The organism is Domibacillus aminovorans (assembly GCF_001643235.1).
GTDB lineage: Bacteria > Bacillota > Bacilli > Bacillales > Domibacillaceae > Domibacillus > Domibacillus aminovorans.
Genome location: NZ_LQWY01000002.1, coordinates 25,464 through 41,123, shown reverse-complemented (window position 1 = coordinate 41,123; position 15,660 = coordinate 25,464). Strand labels below are relative to the sequence as shown.

Sequence of the window (15,660 nt, the reverse complement as noted above, 5' to 3'; positions counted from 1 at the left end):
AGTATGAGGAGTTGGCGTCATGAAAGAAAACGAGCCGCAACGGCCACCGCTCGTCCGTTTTTTAGGCGGACGCACCTCGATTTTCGTTTTAAGTATTGTGCTCTTAATCGGGCTCATTATTATGGTTTTTTCCAACATATCATTTATTTTTGACCCGCTGAGCGGTTTCATTGGGACGGTGGCCCTGCCAGTTATTTTATCAATCGTCGGCTACTATTTATTAAGCCCGCTCGTCAATGCATTACAGCGGTATAAAATAAAACGCGGATGGGGCATTTTAATTGTGTTCGTCGTTTTATCTGGCTTGATTACGATACTCTTGTTAACAATTCTTCCTTTTTTACGCGATCAAACAGAAGCCTTAATCGCATCATTCCCTGGATATGCTCGCCAGCTCGGTATGGACATTGACATGTGGGCACGCAATTCACCGTTCGAAACACAATATATGGAAATTTCAAAAAACATGCAGACGAACGCTGAAGAGTTTCTTGGTTCGCTGACGCAGAACTTTTCCGATATCGCTGGTCAAACGTTAGACAGCGTCACAGGCTTAATTGCCACGCTTACTAATTTCATCGTCTCGCTCGTCACCGTTCCATTCATTTTGTTTTATTTATTGAAAGATGGTACTAAATTGTACAACGGCTTCCTGCACGTATTGCCGCCAAAAATGCGCGGACGTACCGGTGCGATGCTCATTGAAATGGATGAACAGCTTCGTTCCTACATCCAAGGACAAATGCTTGTCAGTCTTTGCATTGGAATCATGATGTACATCGGATTTTTAATCATCGGCCTAGATTATGCTCTGCTACTTGCAGCGATCGCCAGCGTTACAAGCGTCGTGCCCTATCTCGGACCAGTCATTGCGATTACACCGGCAATCATCATTGCCATCGTCACATCGCCATTTATGGTACTCAAGCTCGCCATCGTCTGGACGATCGTACAGCTGCTTGAAGGAAAATTTATTTCTCCGCAAATTATGGGGAAATCACTGCAAATTCATCCGGTTACGATCATTTTCGTCTTGCTGACAGCTGCTCATTTATATGGCGTCGTGGGGGTACTCATCGGGCTGCCAACATACGCGCTAATCAAAGTATTGATTCAATACTTGTTTGCCCTTTACAAACATCGGTATAACCGATTTTCTGAAAAAGAAACCGACCGCTATGCTATCGTTGAAAATGATGATCATGTTTAATTGATTTTGAGCCGGGTAAACATCTACTACACAACACTAAAAGGAGATGTTTAGTAACATGGCTCTCGATAAAAAGGGACTCGGTGACAAAATCAAAGGTGCCTTCAACAAAGCAAAAGGCGAAGTGAAAGATCAAGTTGGAAACGCAGTAAACAATGCCCGCCTTCAAGCAGACGGTAAAAAAGACAAAATCAAAGGCGAAGTACAAGAACGAATCGGCAAATCAAAAGACCGCCATTCATCATAAAAAGGATGCCCCATTTTAACCCGGGGCATCCTTTTTTATGTGCCATGCCACTCTATCCTTCCTTGAAATCGCACCTATTTTTCCAGATTCGCACACAACGCCACAAAAAACAGGCAGTCTCCCTAATAGAAGACTGCCTATCACTCAAATTATGCTTTTTTCCTCATCCATTTCGACAACGCTTCATACACAATCGGGACAATAACGAGCGTTAGTAACGTCGAACTCGTCAATCCACCGATGACCGTGACACCTAATCCTTTTGAAATCAATCCGCCACCTTCAAGTCCTAAAGCGAGTGGGAACAGGGCACCGATAGTAGCGAGCGCCGTCATCAAGATCGGCCGCAATCGTGTCGCCCCTGCTTCAAGCAACGCCTCGCGCACAGGCAATCCTTCTTTTTCTTTACGAATGACCCGGTCAATCAATACAATCGCGTTTGTCACGACAATTCCTATTAGCATCAAGGCGCCGATCATGGACGAAATACTAATCGTTTCACCCGCAATCAACAATGCTACAAGTGCACCGATGACTGTAAACGGAAGGGAGAACAAAATTGCCAGCGGTGCAAGTCCGCCGCCAAATGTGATCACAAGAACGAGATACACAATCGCGACAGCGGCCAACATCGCCAAACCAAGCTGCGTAAAGGATTCATTAATATCTTGCGTCACACCACCCATTGATACGTCTACACCAGATGGCAAATCAAGCGCATCAAGTTCCGCCTGCAAATCAGCTGACGCGGCCGACACATCATCGCCTTCTAGCTCACCGCTTACATCAACGAACACTTTTCCATCACGGCGTGATACTGTATCAGACGTCTTGCCTTCTTCTACCGTCATCACATCATTAATCGCAACGGACGTGCCGAGCGGTGATGTCACTTCTTTCCCTGTTAAATCTTCAATCGTTTCATACGTCTCAACTGGTACATCCAAATACACATTGACATCCTCGCCATCTTTTTCAACGGTCGTCAATACGGGACGTTCTCGCATAGGACTTAGTTCCATCGCAATTTGACCCGCTGTTAAACCTGCTGCGGCCAGTTTTTCTTGATCGGCAACGAGTGTATACTCTTCATACGAATCAGCTAGCCCCGTTTCAACCTTTTTAAATGAGTCGCTGTCGTTCATAATCGCTTCAATTTCACCGACAACCGGCTCAATGTCTTCAATCGTTTCGCCGTATACATTCACTGCAATCACGTTGCTGCCGGCGCTTGCAGAAAAGTCTTGCGACGCCCATTCGCCTTTATCAACACTCGCCTGCAAATCAGCGATGGCATCTTCTTTTTTCTCACTAAAATTCTCTGTTTCTGCGTCATACATCACATAAAACATCGCACTGTTCGTTTGACCGGGATTCATCGGATTTTCACTACCGACTGAATACTGAACCGTCTCGACATCCTCAATGTCCATGAAATAGCTTTCTGCATCCGTTGAAATATCCGTCACTTCTTCAAGTGTCTGGCCCGGTTCCGGTGAATATGTCATAATGACCATTTTCTCTTCTTCACCTGGCAAAAAGCTGACGCCTATTTTCGGCACGAGCAAAAAACTTCCCGCCAGAAGCAAAATCGCCGCTAAAAACGTAATGATTTTATGATTCAACGTCCAGTTCAACACCGATTTATACCATGCTGCCATTTTTCCCGGCTTTTCTTCATGCGTCTTCGCTTTTACCCCACGCTTAAACATCGTATGCGCCAGCATCGGCACAATCGTTACCGCCACCAAAAGCGATGCCAAAAGCGCAAACACAACCGTTAACGCAAATGGCAAGAACAACTCCCCGACTGTCCCTTCAACGAGGCCGAGCGGCAAAAATACCGCGATCGTCACAACAGTAGAAGACATAATCGGCACAAACATTTCTTTCGTTGCTTCCCGGATGAGTTCCTTGCCCCTCAATGCTTCTCCTTCAAGTGACAACCTTCTATAAATATTTTCCACAACAACAATCGAATCATCAATAACACGGCCAATCGCCACCGTCATCGCACCGAGCGTCATTACATTTAACGTAATATCCATCTGCTTCAGCAAAATGAGCGCAATCAAAATCGACATTGGAATCGAAATAACCGAGATAACCGTCGAACGCACATCACGTAAAAACAGCATAATAATAATAACAGCAAACAACGCACCAAATAATGCTTTACTTAACATCGTCTTCACCGACTCTTCAATTGGCGCACCTTGGTCAAATGTCGATGTAACCGTCAGTCCATCTATATCCGCTTCAAATTCTGTGACCTTCTCTTTCACAGCGTTCACAACATCTACCGTATTCGCGTCGGCTGACTTCACAATTTGCAAACCGATCGATTCTTGACCGTTCGTTCGCGAAATCGATTCTGCTTTTCCGACAAGTTCGATATCTGCAAGGTCAGACAGCTTCACTGGACCGATTTGCATATTTTTCAAATCTTCCAGCGTCGAGATATTACCGTCAACCATCACCGATTTTTCTGTATTGCCAAACGTAAATAATCCGAGCGGTGCCTTCATATTAGACGCCTGAATCATTTGCTTAACCGTTTCCTCATCTAATTGAAGCTGCGCCAATTTTTCTTGGTTGAAGACAAGCGTCGCTTCTTCCACCTGCTGACCGGAAATTTGAACCGATGCAACCCCTTCCACCCCTTCAATTTCCAGTAAAATCTCTTCCTCCACCGTTGTCGTCAGTTCTCTCAGTGTCAGGCTTTCATCGGAAATACTGAGCGCCATGACCGGAAATGCGTTAATGCTCAAGCGGGAAACGTCCGGCTCCTGTACATTTTCCGGAAAATCCACATCAGCGAGTGCTTCTTTTGCTTCCTGCTCCGCTTTTTCCATATCTGTCGAGAATGTATATTCCACTTGAACAGACGACGCGTTTTGATACGACGTCGAACTGACGACTTTCACGCCATTTAAATTTTGCAGCTGTTTTTCAATTGGTTCCGATACACTATCCGCCACTTCTTCGGGTGTCGCACCTGGATACACCGTCATGACCGTCACAATCGGCGGCGTAATATTTGGGATTGTCTCGAGCTTCATCGATAGCCCGGAGTACAAACCCGCAGCGGTGATAATAATCGTCATCAGCCAAACAGCGAATTTGTTTTTTAAGACGAAATGAATCAAGCCATTCATGAAAAATCTCCTTTTTGACCAATTGGTCACCCTTTTTTATAAATATATATGACCGATTGGTCAACCGTCAATAAAATAATTGTTTCAATAAGGTGACCATTAGGTCATAATAGACCAATGAGGTGACCTACCATGAACGAAAAAGAAAAATACATCATTGAACAAGCGATAAAATTATTTGCAGAAAAAGGATTCAGCGCGACCTCCGTTCAAGAAATTGCGACCACATGCGGCATATCAAAAGGCGCCTTTTATTTGCATTTCAAATCAAAAGAAGCACTCCTGCTTGCCATTTTGCATTATTATTTTCAGTTAATGTACGATAAATTGATCGCCATTGAAGAGGAGGATTTAACACCACGGGACAAATTTGTGAAGCAAATCGAATGTCAGGTGCGCGAAATCCATCAGCATAAGGAATTTCTCATTATGCAAGCACGGGAAAATGCCATTCCGTTTAACGATGAAATTGAAGCATTTATTTTCAAAATGCGGCTGGAAACGCATCGGTTTTATCGAAAACGGCTCATGTCCATTTACGGTGACATAATCAAACCGTATTTCTGGGATTTGTCCATTGCGCTGCAAGGCATTCAGCAGTCGTTTATTCATGTCATGATGATCGACAAAGCCGAAATCGATTATCACCAATTTGCTATATTTCTCTTACACAGTGCAGACGATATGGAAGCAGGCTTCAGAAAAAGAGCCGCTCGCCCTATCATTGATCCGGCTGTCATGAATGAGCTGTTTAAAGACAAACTGAATGACGAAACGATCCTCGACTGGCTCGCCGGGTTGAAAATTGATTGGAAAGACGAAGATATTTTAATCTCACTCGATGTCATTGAGCAAGAATTAAAAAGCGAATCACCGCGCCTTCCCGTCCTGCGCGGCATGCTCGCCAATTTGCGAGACGAGCCGGGACTTCATGAATTTATGCACTTCATCAAAGAGTATTACCACATAAAATAAGCCGTCTCCTCTTAGGAGCGGCTCTTTATTTATTTCGTATACAGGCGGAACCCTTCTTCTAACAAATACCGTTCCGCCTCTTTAAATGATTCAAAACTTTCTTCTAAATTCAGTCCTGTGTATACATTCCACAATAAATCTTCGTTTACAAGGAGAAGCGTTTGCCCGTCTCGATTCCGCCATTCCTGCTCTTCGGAAAGTGGTACTTGTTCGATGACTTCATCTTCCGGTTTATCCGAAAGATAGCGAATTGAATCCGCAATCGCTGCGCGCAGCTCCGCTTCACTTGCCTCACGAATGTTGACAAGTCCTTTATCATTTACCTCATAGCCTGGCAAATCGGCGACGAAAACGAATCCATTTCCGTTCGGATGCAGATGATGGACGACGACTGTTTTTTCATACAAACTGTCTTCAAAATGGTAATTGATGCGCTTCATCGAAACATCTTTTGCCGTCAACTGCGGGAATGTCTCAATAATCGCTTTTTTTTCTTCAAATGTGAGCATGATTTGCCTCTTTTCTCTTGTTTATGAGTAGCAAGTATATCACACGTACTGTCACATTTTAATCGCAACGCTATTCCTCTACACATTTTCCACTAATTTGCTCATAAACGATCGGTTAGGTTAGTCTGTTTTAAAATGATGGACACTGCTGTGGAGTTGTTCGGAGCTTTCACGCAGTTCATGAATACTCGTACCCATCTCGGTCATCCGTTCACTTTGCACCGTGCATTTTTCAGCAATGTCTTCAATGTGGCTTTGTGCTTCATTGGATGCGCCTGCAATCGTTTCATTTGCAGCGTTCACCTCTTCCGTACCGGCTGCTACTTCATCTGTCGCAGTCGTGATTGCCTTCAATTTTACCGCCATGCCACGAATTTCTTCAAGCACATTCATGAATGATTTTCCCGCTTCTTCTGTAATTATTTTTCCCTTTCCCACATACTCGCTACTTTCAGTCATCCGTTTTGTGGACTTCTCTACTTCCTCTTGTATTCGACTAATTAATGACTGAATTTGCCCCGTCGCATCGTCTGTCTGTTCTGCAAGCTTTCGAACTTCAGCAGCGACAATGGAAAATCCTCGTCCATGTTCACCGGCACGTGCTGCTTCAATCGCAGCGTTCAGCGCCAGCAAATTTGTTTGAGAGGATATGGCGGAAATCGTGGACAGAAATGAGCCAATTTCCACTGTATTTGACTGAAGAACGTCAATTGTTGCCGACAAAGCATGAACGGATTCATCAATGATGTTCATTTGCCCGATTGCCTCTATAATGATGCCTTGGCCTGTTTCAGCCGCTTCTTTCGTTTTCTCTGACTGGCCGAATAATTCTCCTGACGCTTCCGTTATGTCCTGAAGCCTGTGCGCCAGAGCCGTTGTCGTCTGTACGCAGTCAGCAGTCATCGCCGTCTGTGTCGACGCGCCCGATTCAATATGCCGCACCGATTCCAACATAAACACTGTTTCATCTGTCGTCGCCGTCGTCAATGCCGACAATGACATCGTTGACTCCACCACATGCGACGCTGTTTGTTTCACCCCAACGATAATAGCTTGTATTTCAGAAATTGTTTTGTTAAATGCAGATGCAAGCTTGCCGATTTCATCATTTCCTGATACGTGAAGACGTGCCGTTAAATCACCTTTCCCATTACTGATTTCTTCAAGCGATCCCCTCATCACGTCGAGAGGCTTCATCAATCGTCTCACAAAAAAATATGTAATAAAAATAACAAGCATCACACTGATCAATGCCGCCAAACCTGTATACCATTGCACCGTTTGCATGACTTCATTGGATAGCGCCACGACAAGCATTTGCCCGTCAGATAGCGACTTCCCAAAATACATAACACTTTTTCCATCAATAGTGCCCTTCCACTGTTTTCCATCCGTTAAGCCTGTTCCCAGTGACACCGATTCATTCGTGGACGCCACCACGTCACCTGAAGCTGATAAAACAGCGGCGTATTTCACTTCGTCACTTAATTCATTTTTCAAACTATCGATCATCGGCACAACGCCAATGTGCTGATCAAGCTCCGTCAGCATCGCTCCATCGCGTCCAACCTGCACAATGCGCAAATCATCCCAGCCTGTTACCCCGACAAATTTATAAAACTTGTCATCGAGCGAACGCACCGCAGCTTTTTGCGTCACGACTGTTTCATCACCCGTCAAAAGTTTCATAAATTCATATGCCTGTCCATCCGGATCGCTTCCGAAATTAAACTCAACAGACGGGGCCATATTTGTTAAAACCGTATTCCCCTTTTCATCTGTAATCCAGAACTCATCAAGACCAGATTTCTTAGCAAGTGCAACAAGCTCCTCATACGTTGTTCCTTTCTCAAACAAAAGCGATGTCATCGCCGCCTGGCCAATCATTTCTTTTTCCAGTATCGATTCCGCTGTCTCACGTGCCACAATTATATCTTCCAATCCAAACTGAATTGATGATACGACCGCTTCTCCTTTTTGTACGAGCGACTTTTCCATCTGATTCGTTAAAAAAAACGAGAACGCTGCAAACACAAGAACGAGCGAAAAAATGATCGGAATTAATATTTTCCATCTAATCGAGATATACATAAAATCGTATTCCTTTCTAGGTTAAAATACCCACCCATTATAATATTTTATATGATTCCATCAATTCTGCCTATTGAAATTATTTTAAACTTTACAAAAATAAAATATTCTATTGCTTAACATCCATTTAACATGTAAACAAAAAAACGTCCCTGGCGCGGAACGTTTTTTTAATAAGCCTCAATCGAACTCAGCGGATAAAACCGCAGCTGCACTTCACCAATCACCGAATCTTCACGAATCAAGCCGAAAATCCGGCTATCTTTGCTCACCGTCCGGTTATCACCAAGCACAAACAAATACCCGTCCGGCACCGTGTCATGAGCCGTCAATTCCGCTAACGTAAAATCAGCGGTCAACTTCTGTCCGATCATCAGGCTCTTCTTATTTTCATCTAAATAAGGCTCTGCTGTCGGTTTTCCATTTATATATAAAATATCATCTTTCATTTCGACTTCATCACCTGGCACACCAATAACACGCTTTATGTAATTATCTTCGGAATCAGGCGCATGAAACACGATCTGATCAAACCGCTCAATCTGCGTCATCTTGCTTACAATCACTTTATCTTTATCCTCAAACGTTGGCAACATCGACTCCCCGTGTACGACAACGCCCGCAAAGAAAAAATACTTACATGCAGCCGTCACGACAACCGCCAGCACAATCGCCTTAATCCATGACAAAATCTCCGACCGCATCGACTCCTGCTCCATACACACACATCCTTTCTATTTCCAAATTATTATAACATTATTGTAATTTATTTTTGCCGAAATTCATATCCCACTACGTTTAGATAAAAGTCTTTAATGAAGATATGGCTCTTTGTCGAAAACATATGTTGCTATCAATGGAATACCATAATCTTTATTTGCAATTCAACCAATATTTAACTCAGATAATAACTTTTTTATTATTTCGCTTTACTTACTTTTATTCTTCTGTCCCAAATTTATCATCACTTTAACTATTCCTATTCTTGTTTGCGAATTGACGAAATGCACATCATCACATATAGTAAAGTAAGGAAAAGTAAGGAGTGATTAAGATGAGCGAAGCAAAAGTAACGAGTAAAGGCCAAATTACAATCCCTATTGAAATACGTCGGGCGCTAAATGCAGATACTGGTGATATCCTTTCATTTATCGTGCAAGAAGAAGGAGTGTTCATGAAGAAAAAGAACAGTCCGATGAGCATTCAAGAACGATTTTCTGGATATAATTTGAAAACCGTACAACATGAAATGGATGAACTGGACATAGGTAAAAACATTGGTGAAGAACAATGACCTACAAAGCCAGACAAGGCGACATTGTAACGCTCGACTTTCACCCCCAAAAAGGGCATGAACAAAGCGGAAGAAGGCCTGCCGTCATCGTCAGCAACGACTTTTTTAATAAATTAAGCAGCCTCTCTCTTGTCTGCCCGATATCAAATTCAAAATCTGACTTTCCTCTCAATGTCAATTTAGATGATCGAACAAACACAACCGGAGCTATTCTTTGTCAGCACATCAAATCGCTTGATCTTGCCGCTCGAAATGCCGTCTTTGTCGAAAAGCTGCCTGATGATGTGATGAAAGAGGTAAAAGAGATTATCGTAAGTGAGTTTTAATGGTGAATTGGAGGTGTTCGTAATGAACAAAACGATCCTTGATGCACTGAAAAAAATCGAAGAAGATTACAATGTGAAAATATTGTACGCATGTGAATCTGGCAGTCGGGCGTGGGGATTTCCATCGAAAGACAGTGATTATGATGTTCGGTTTATTTACGTGCATCCAACCAATTATTATTTAAGCATTGATCCAGTCGGTGTCGGCAAAAAACGTGACGTCATAGAGCTGCCCATCAACGATTTGCTTGATGTAAGCGGCTGGGAGCTGACGAAAGCATTGAAATTGTTCCGCAAATCAAATCCGCCGCTGCTTGAATGGCTGCGGTCAAACATTGTGTATTACGAAGCCTTTTCGACGATTGATCGGATGAAAACGTTGAGTGAGGTCACTTTTATTCCCTCTTCCTGCCTGTATCATTACTTGAATATGGCGAACAAAAACTTCCGTGAATTTTTGCAAGGGGAACAAGTGAAAATCAAAAAATATTTTTACGTGCTCAGACCGGTCTTCGCTGCAAAATGGATTGAGCAGTACAATGAATTCCCACCGCTCGAATTTCACACACTGCTTGAACGCATCGTACCGAACGGACCGTTAAAAACAGAAATCGAAACATTACTTAAACGAAAAATCGCTGGTGACGAACTTGAGCTCGAGCCTAAAGTCAGCATGATCAATACTTTTTTGACAGAAGAATTGATCATGCTTGAAGCGTACGCCAAAAGCGTCAGTTTCCACATCCCGGACCCAACCCCACAGCTCGATCAGCTTTTTCGGAATACCCTTGAAGAAGTTTGGGGATTTTCTAAATAAAACTTGGTTCATATATCACATACGTTGTGCGCAGTAAAATCTATATTTAATCCCTCGTCGCTCGAGTTCATTTTCTAAAATTCGTATAAATTCTTCTTCAAGTTGGAGCTCTACTGCTCTATTATATGCTGATATAATAAATTTATCTGATTTTTCTTTCATTTTTCTCTGTCCTTTCCTAGTTGTTACAATTAATATACCTTTATTCCTAAAGAATAAAACATTCAAAAAATTTTTTGTTTTTTCGAAATATTGTTTATCTTGCTTTTTCCCTGGGTAAAAGAAATCTATATGCGCATTTCTTAGATAAATGAACCAAGATTAAGAGCCCTTTCTTTCAACATGTACGCAACAAAAAACCGCCCATTAATTGGACGGTTTTGTTTCATATTTCATCCAGTCAACGTTCGTTCCGTTGATCTGGTTCGATACGTCAATAATTTTATTCATCACCCGTTCTTTTTCAGTGCCATTTAAACGAGTCGGCTGGTAGTCATTTCGCTCGGTTAAGGATGAAATCGAAAACGGCACGACTTTTACTTCTTTCTCATCCGTCAGCTTTCCGTCTTCTAAATGAAACGTCTGCTGGAACACATATGTGTCTTTATCAGCTGGGTTCCGGTTGCCGCCGAACATGAAGTTTCCTAAGCTATAGACGATAAACTTGTCATTATACTCTTCAATTCCCTGCACGACATGCGGGTGATGACCGACAACGAGGTCCGCTCCCGTGTCTACTGCAAACCGGGCAAGTGTTTTTTGCGACTCTTCCGGCACATAGCTTCGTTCAACGCCCCAGTGAAAATGAACGACGATGATTTCCACGCCATCATTATGCAACTTCTGAATATCTCCCTCAACTTGTTCACGGATTTCTGCGCTATCCTGCCAGCCTTCATAGCCGAGCACACCGACTTTTACGCCTTTAATCTCCGTTTCAAATTGATTATCATAGCCAAAATACCCGACTTGTTCTTTTTCCAGATTCGTAATCGTATCATCATATCCTTGTTGCAAATAATCATAAATGTGGTTATTCGCCAAGTTGACCGCTTCAATACCGCCCATCGTCAAAATTTGCGCATACGCTGGATCTCCCTTAAAGCGGAACTTTTTCACTGCTTTTTCCGTCGCTTCTGTTAATGTTGTTTCTAAATTAACCGTCGACAGATCATCTTCTTCAAACACACCACCGAGTCCACCGATAAAGTGGGACAATCCATTTTTTTCTGCCTCATGTGGAAATGATCCTTCATATGTAAACGCCTCATCCGTACCAAGCGTAAAATCGCCGGCTGCGCTAATCGTAATCGCTGTTTTTTCAGGCTCTTTCGGTTCCACTATTTGTTTCGGCTGCTGCTCAATTTCTACATTGCTCACTTCTTGCTTTGTCGCCACCACATTCACCATAAGCGCCCCGATAATCAATAAAAAAAATGCTGCTACCGTGAGCCGTATCGACCGTTTCAGCCGACGCTTTTTCCGTATTCCCCCACTTCTTTGCCCTGTCATGTAAACATATGCCCCCTGATTCTTTTTTACTATTATACTATAAAAAACCAAAATAAGCAGACCTTACTAGATAAATTATAGTAATATACGAACTTATTCTGTTAAAATTGATCTATCATTTCACCATAAAAATGGTTATATTTTAATCAGGAGTGATTCATTTTTAAAATGAACTATTTAACTTGGGGGGTTACTTCTTTTTTCATTTGTTAGATTTATTGTAATAGAAAGGTTATTTACGATACCAACCAATGAACACTCACGAATTTATCGGTTCGGTTGGTTTAGCCAGGATACAAATAGTCTATTTTTCAATGTTTATACATTTTTAATAATCTACCTATCAAGTGTTATCGTTGGCGTTTTTTCGTTAGTCGGAAACGCCGATGAAATAGTATAAAAAACCTCCCATTGACTTCTAATGGAAGGTTACATCAAAACTTCTCTGTAAAACGTCTTTTTTGTCAGCGCTTTGCTTAACCTGATGGCTATGAGGTAATATCCTCTGCTTTTTATGCGTATTCTTTTTCCTTAGAGAGCATAAGCAATCGGTCTTGTATTTCTGCCGGATTAACAACCTTTTGGGCAACACCCGTTTCTATTGCTGCTTTTGCAACAGCGGCAGCTACATATGCGGCTACTCTTCGATCAAATGGATCTGGAATCACATAATCTGCATGGAGGTTTTCAGAGACTAATTCAGCAATCGCATAAACGGCGGCAAGCTTCATTTCTTCGTTAATTTCTTTTGCCTGAACATCTAAAGCCCCGCGGAAAATGCCTGGAAATGCAAGAACATTATTGACTTGGTTCGGGAAATCAGAACGGCCTGTCCCTACAACGAATGCACCGGCTGCTTTCGCCTTATCTGGAAAAATTTCAGGCGTAGGATTAGCCATCGCGAAAACAATCGGATGATGATTCATCGATCGAACCATCTCTTCCGTGACGGCTCCTGCAGCGGATACGCCGATAAACACATCTGCTCCTAAAAGGGCTTCTGACAATGTCCCTTGTTTTAATTCCTTATTCGTAAGACGAGCTAATCTCTCCTTGAATAGGTTCATCCCATCAGGACGACCTTCATAAATAATTCCTTTTGTATCACATAATAGGACTTCTTTTACTCCAATACGAAGAAGAAGATGAATAATCGCCACCCCTGCAGCACCCGCCCCATTTATCACAACACGAACTTCTTCTATTTTTTTGTCTGCTAGTTTCAACGCATTGATTAGCCCAGCAACCGTGACAATCGCTGTTCCATGTTGGTCATCATGAAAAACAGGAATTTGACAAACCTTTTTTAAACGAGCTTCTATTTCAAAACATTGAGGGGCCGCAATGTCTTCTAAATTCACTCCACCAAAAGTGGGTTCCAACAATCGAACTGTTTCGACCACTTTATCAGGATCTTCTGTATTTAGACAAAGAGGGAATGCATCGATATCTGCAAATGATTTGAATAATGCTGCTTTTCCTTCCATAACGGGCATGGCTGCTTTCGGGCCAATATTCCCGAGACCAAGTACAGCAGTTCCATTTGATACGACCGCCACAAGATTCCCCTTCATTGTATAATCGTAAACTTTATCCTCATCTTTATGAATTTCTAAGCAAGGCTCCGCTACACCAGGAGAATATGCAAGACTTAAATCTGTTGCATCACGTACTGGGACCTTTAAAGAAACACTTAGTTTCCCTTTCTTTTCTTTGTGCATGTTGAGAGCTTCTTCTCGCAAATTTGACATATTCTCTTTCTCCTAACGTTGCGAATTCTCTTTCCCTTTAGACTTTTTCTCTATCATCTATTTTGTTTGTAAACTTTTTATATAAAAAGTATAAAGATCTGAGACCTTCGTACTTTCAATGTTTATTATTGCGCTATTAACTAACTTTTTCTTTTTCTTCATTTAAGTTTTTTTCATCTGTCTCATTTTTAAAGGACTTCAATAAAGAGAAAACTGTAAGTAACAAAATGATGACAAGCGGGAAACCAATAATGATTAACGCACTGACTATTGCGCCTAAGCCCCCAGACCATAACAAAACAATGGCAGTTAATGATTGTAGAATACCCCAAGTAAATTTCATGGAATTTGATGGATTTAAATTGCCATTACTACTTTGCATAGCTAGGACGAATGTTCCGGAATCTGCAGTTGTAATAAAGAATGTACCAATTAATATAATTCCTAGGAATGATATTACTGTACCAAACGGTAATCCCTGTAATATAGTAAATAAGGCAACCTCTACTCCTTGATTGTCCATAATTTCTTTTACCCCAAAATGATCAAACATTTCTAAAGAAATTGCAGTACCACCAAATATACTAAACCACAATATTCCGAAAACTGTTGGTACGATAAGCACGCCTAATACAAATTCACGTACTGTTCTTCCTTTGGAAACACGTGCAATAAAGGAACCAGCAAATGGCGCAGCAGCAACCCACCAAGCCCAATAAAAGACTGTCCAGTCTTGAAACCAAGAGGATTGCTCAAATGGACGTTGGTTTAAGCTCATATTCGGTAAATTTTGAATGTAATCACCAAATGATGATGTAAATACATTCATAATAAAGGTTGTTGGTCCTGCAAAAAACACAAAAATCATTAAGAAGATCGCAAGTATGACATTAGTATTACTTAAATATTTAATTCCTCGCTCAAGACCAGTTTGGGCAGATAGGATAAATAGAACTGTAACAACTCCGATAACAATTACTTGAGTTGTAAAGTTATTTTGTATACCTGTTAAATATGAAATACCTCCACTAATTTGTGTTGCACCCATTCCTAGTGGACCCGAAATAGCAAAAACAGTTGCCATGATGAAGATGATATTGATAGCTCGACCAAGTCCACCTTCTACTTTATTGCCCAATATTGGACGTAATATTTCACTTGGTACTTGTGAAGCCCCTTTTCTAAATGCAAAATATGCTATCGCTAATCCTGTTATAGCGTAAATGGCCCACGCATGAAATCCCCAATGAAAGAATGAATAACGCATTGCTAGGGCAGCAGATTCAGCAGATTCACTTTTCCCAAACGGTGGATTATGGAAGTGGCTAATTGGTTCTGCAGCCCCCCAGAATACAAGACCGATTCCCATACCTGCACTAAATACCATTGCTAACCATGTAAAAGTACTAAATTCAGGTCTATCAGTGTCTTTCCCTAACCTGATTTGACCATAACGAGAAAAAGCTAAATAAAGTAAAAAAACTAAGAATACTGTAGCAGCAGTTAAATAAAGCCAACCAAAATTCCCTTGTAAAAACGTTTGAATTGTACTAGTTACTGCACTTAAATTTCCAGGTACTAAAGCACCCCATATAATAAAAATCAATGTCATTACTGATGAGATAATAAATACTGGCGTCAATTTTTTCATTAAAATCCACCTCACGTTTTGAAGTAAGCCCTTTCAAATGATGAAAGGAAAATAAATAGATATAATAAATTTATCCACTTTTCATAAGTAGCATAAATGATCTTCTTGATTCATTTGAA

Annotated in this window: 14 protein-coding genes; 6 read left to right on the top strand and 8 right to left on the bottom strand. The window is 41.6% G+C overall.

The features are described from left to right. Positions 1 to 19 precede the first annotated feature (19 nt). Both AWH49_RS00800 and AWH49_RS00795 read left to right on the top strand, forming a co-directional pair. The gene (locus tag AWH49_RS00800; protein WP_063964348.1) at positions 20 to 1,210 is read left to right on the top strand and encodes an AI-2E family transporter; all 1,191 of its coding nucleotides are present in this window, start codon (positions 20 to 22) and stop codon (positions 1,208 to 1,210) included. Between the two features lie 58 nt (positions 1,211 to 1,268). Then, complete coding sequence (locus AWH49_RS00795; protein WP_034286482.1) at positions 1,269 to 1,457, top strand: CsbD family protein; 189 nt, start codon at positions 1,269 to 1,271, stop codon at positions 1,455 to 1,457. Positions 1,458 to 1,606: 149 nt separating this feature from the next. Here the strand turns inward: AWH49_RS00795 and AWH49_RS00790 are convergent, their stop codons facing one another. Next, the gene (locus AWH49_RS00790; RefSeq protein WP_063964347.1) at positions 1,607 to 4,615 is read right to left on the bottom strand and encodes an efflux RND transporter permease subunit; all 3,009 of its coding nucleotides are present in this window, start codon (positions 4,613 to 4,615) and stop codon (positions 1,607 to 1,609) included. A 132-nt stretch (positions 4,616 to 4,747) separates the two neighbouring features. Between AWH49_RS00790 and AWH49_RS00785 the strand changes: the two genes are divergently transcribed. After that, complete coding sequence (locus AWH49_RS00785) at positions 4,748 to 5,590, top strand: TetR/AcrR family transcriptional regulator (protein WP_063964346.1); 843 nt, start codon at positions 4,748 to 4,750, stop codon at positions 5,588 to 5,590. A 29-nt stretch (positions 5,591 to 5,619) separates the two neighbouring features. On the opposite strand, the gene AWH49_RS00780 is transcribed toward AWH49_RS00785, so the two are convergent. The 3 genes from AWH49_RS00780 to lepB all read right to left on the bottom strand — a co-directional run bounded on the left by AWH49_RS00780 (position 5,620) and on the right by lepB (position 8,909). Further along, the gene (locus AWH49_RS00780; RefSeq protein ID WP_063964345.1) at positions 5,620 to 6,099 is read right to left on the bottom strand and encodes a hypothetical protein; all 480 of its coding nucleotides are present in this window, start codon (positions 6,097 to 6,099) and stop codon (positions 5,620 to 5,622) included. Positions 6,100 to 6,219: 120 nt separating this feature from the next. Continuing rightward, positions 6,220 to 8,190: a methyl-accepting chemotaxis protein gene (locus AWH49_RS00775; RefSeq protein WP_063964344.1), complete on the bottom strand. Its 1,971-nt coding sequence runs from the start codon at positions 8,188 to 8,190 to the stop codon at positions 6,220 to 6,222. 170 nt (positions 8,191 to 8,360) lie between these two features. Further along, entirely contained in the window at positions 8,361 to 8,909 is a 549-nt protein-coding gene (gene lepB / locus AWH49_RS00770; protein WP_063964343.1) for a signal peptidase I, read from the bottom strand. 335 nt (positions 8,910 to 9,244) lie between these two features. Between lepB and AWH49_RS00765 the strand changes: the two genes are divergently transcribed. Genes AWH49_RS00765 through AWH49_RS00755 form a run of 3 tightly spaced genes read left to right on the top strand, consistent with a single transcriptional unit; the run spans position 9,245 to position 10,627 of the window. Further along, on the top strand, positions 9,245 to 9,484 hold the full coding sequence (locus AWH49_RS00765) for an AbrB/MazE/SpoVT family DNA-binding domain-containing protein (protein ID WP_063964342.1): 240 nt from the start codon (positions 9,245 to 9,247) through the stop codon (positions 9,482 to 9,484). Continuing rightward, a complete protein-coding gene (locus tag AWH49_RS00760) occupies positions 9,481 to 9,810 on the top strand; it encodes a type II toxin-antitoxin system PemK/MazF family toxin (RefSeq protein ID WP_063964341.1) in 330 nt (109 codons plus the stop codon). Before AWH49_RS00765 ends, AWH49_RS00760 begins: the two co-directional genes overlap by 4 nt. Positions 9,811 to 9,832: 22 nt before the next feature. Beyond that, positions 9,833 to 10,627 carry a nucleotidyltransferase domain-containing protein gene (locus AWH49_RS00755; RefSeq protein ID WP_063964340.1) on the top strand — a complete coding sequence of 265 codons (795 nt, stop codon included), beginning with the start codon at positions 9,833 to 9,835 and terminating at the stop codon, positions 10,625 to 10,627. Positions 10,628 to 10,642: 15 nt separating this feature from the next. Here AWH49_RS00755 and sda read toward each other — a convergent pair whose 3' ends face one another. From sda to AWH49_RS00735, 4 genes are all read right to left on the bottom strand, one after another. Next, positions 10,643 to 10,789 carry a sporulation histidine kinase inhibitor Sda gene (gene sda, locus AWH49_RS21150; protein WP_018394399.1) on the bottom strand — a complete coding sequence of 49 codons (147 nt, stop codon included), beginning with the start codon at positions 10,787 to 10,789 and terminating at the stop codon, positions 10,643 to 10,645. Positions 10,790 to 10,993: 204 nt separating this feature from the next. Next, complete coding sequence (locus AWH49_RS00745; protein WP_063964339.1) at positions 10,994 to 12,139, bottom strand: CapA family protein; 1,146 nt, start codon at positions 12,137 to 12,139, stop codon at positions 10,994 to 10,996. 512 nt (positions 12,140 to 12,651) lie between these two features. After that, positions 12,652 to 13,890 carry an NAD(P)-dependent malic enzyme gene (locus AWH49_RS00740; RefSeq protein ID WP_063964338.1) on the bottom strand — a complete coding sequence of 413 codons (1,239 nt, stop codon included), beginning with the start codon at positions 13,888 to 13,890 and terminating at the stop codon, positions 12,652 to 12,654. A gap of 136 nt (positions 13,891 to 14,026) precedes the next feature. Further along, the gene (locus AWH49_RS00735) at positions 14,027 to 15,541 is read right to left on the bottom strand and encodes a BCCT family transporter (protein WP_063964337.1); all 1,515 of its coding nucleotides are present in this window, start codon (positions 15,539 to 15,541) and stop codon (positions 14,027 to 14,029) included. Positions 15,542 to 15,660: the final 119 nt, after the last annotated feature.

Coding starts and splice junctions, on each gene's coding strand:
- AWH49_RS00800 (WP_063964348.1), top strand. CDS start 20: ATGAAAGAAAACGAGCCGCAACGGCCACCGCTCGTCCGTTTTTTAGGC.
- AWH49_RS00795 (WP_034286482.1), top strand. CDS start 1,269: ATGGCTCTCGATAAAAAGGGACTCGGTGACAAAATCAAAGGTGCCTTC.
- AWH49_RS00790 (WP_063964347.1), bottom strand. CDS start 4,615: ATGAATGGCTTGATTCATTTCGTCTTAAAAAACAAATTCGCTGTTTGG.
- AWH49_RS00785 (WP_063964346.1), top strand. CDS start 4,748: ATGAACGAAAAAGAAAAATACATCATTGAACAAGCGATAAAATTATTT.
- AWH49_RS00780 (WP_063964345.1), bottom strand. CDS start 6,099: ATGCTCACATTTGAAGAAAAAAAAGCGATTATTGAGACATTCCCGCAG.
- AWH49_RS00775 (WP_063964344.1), bottom strand. CDS start 8,190: ATGTATATCTCGATTAGATGGAAAATATTAATTCCGATCATTTTTTCG.
- lepB (WP_063964343.1), bottom strand. CDS start 8,909: ATGGAGCAGGAGTCGATGCGGTCGGAGATTTTGTCATGGATTAAGGCG.
- AWH49_RS00765 (WP_063964342.1), top strand. CDS start 9,245: ATGAGCGAAGCAAAAGTAACGAGTAAAGGCCAAATTACAATCCCTATT.
- AWH49_RS00760 (WP_063964341.1), top strand. CDS start 9,481: ATGACCTACAAAGCCAGACAAGGCGACATTGTAACGCTCGACTTTCAC.
- AWH49_RS00755 (WP_063964340.1), top strand. CDS start 9,833: ATGAACAAAACGATCCTTGATGCACTGAAAAAAATCGAAGAAGATTAC.
- sda (WP_018394399.1), bottom strand. CDS start 10,789: ATGAAAGAAAAATCAGATAAATTTATTATATCAGCATATAATAGAGCA.
- AWH49_RS00745 (WP_063964339.1), bottom strand. CDS start 12,139: ATGACAGGGCAAAGAAGTGGGGGAATACGGAAAAAGCGTCGGCTGAAA.
- AWH49_RS00740 (WP_063964338.1), bottom strand. CDS start 13,890: ATGTCAAATTTGCGAGAAGAAGCTCTCAACATGCACAAAGAAAAGAAA.
- AWH49_RS00735 (WP_063964337.1), bottom strand. CDS start 15,541: ATGAAAAAATTGACGCCAGTATTTATTATCTCATCAGTAATGACATTG.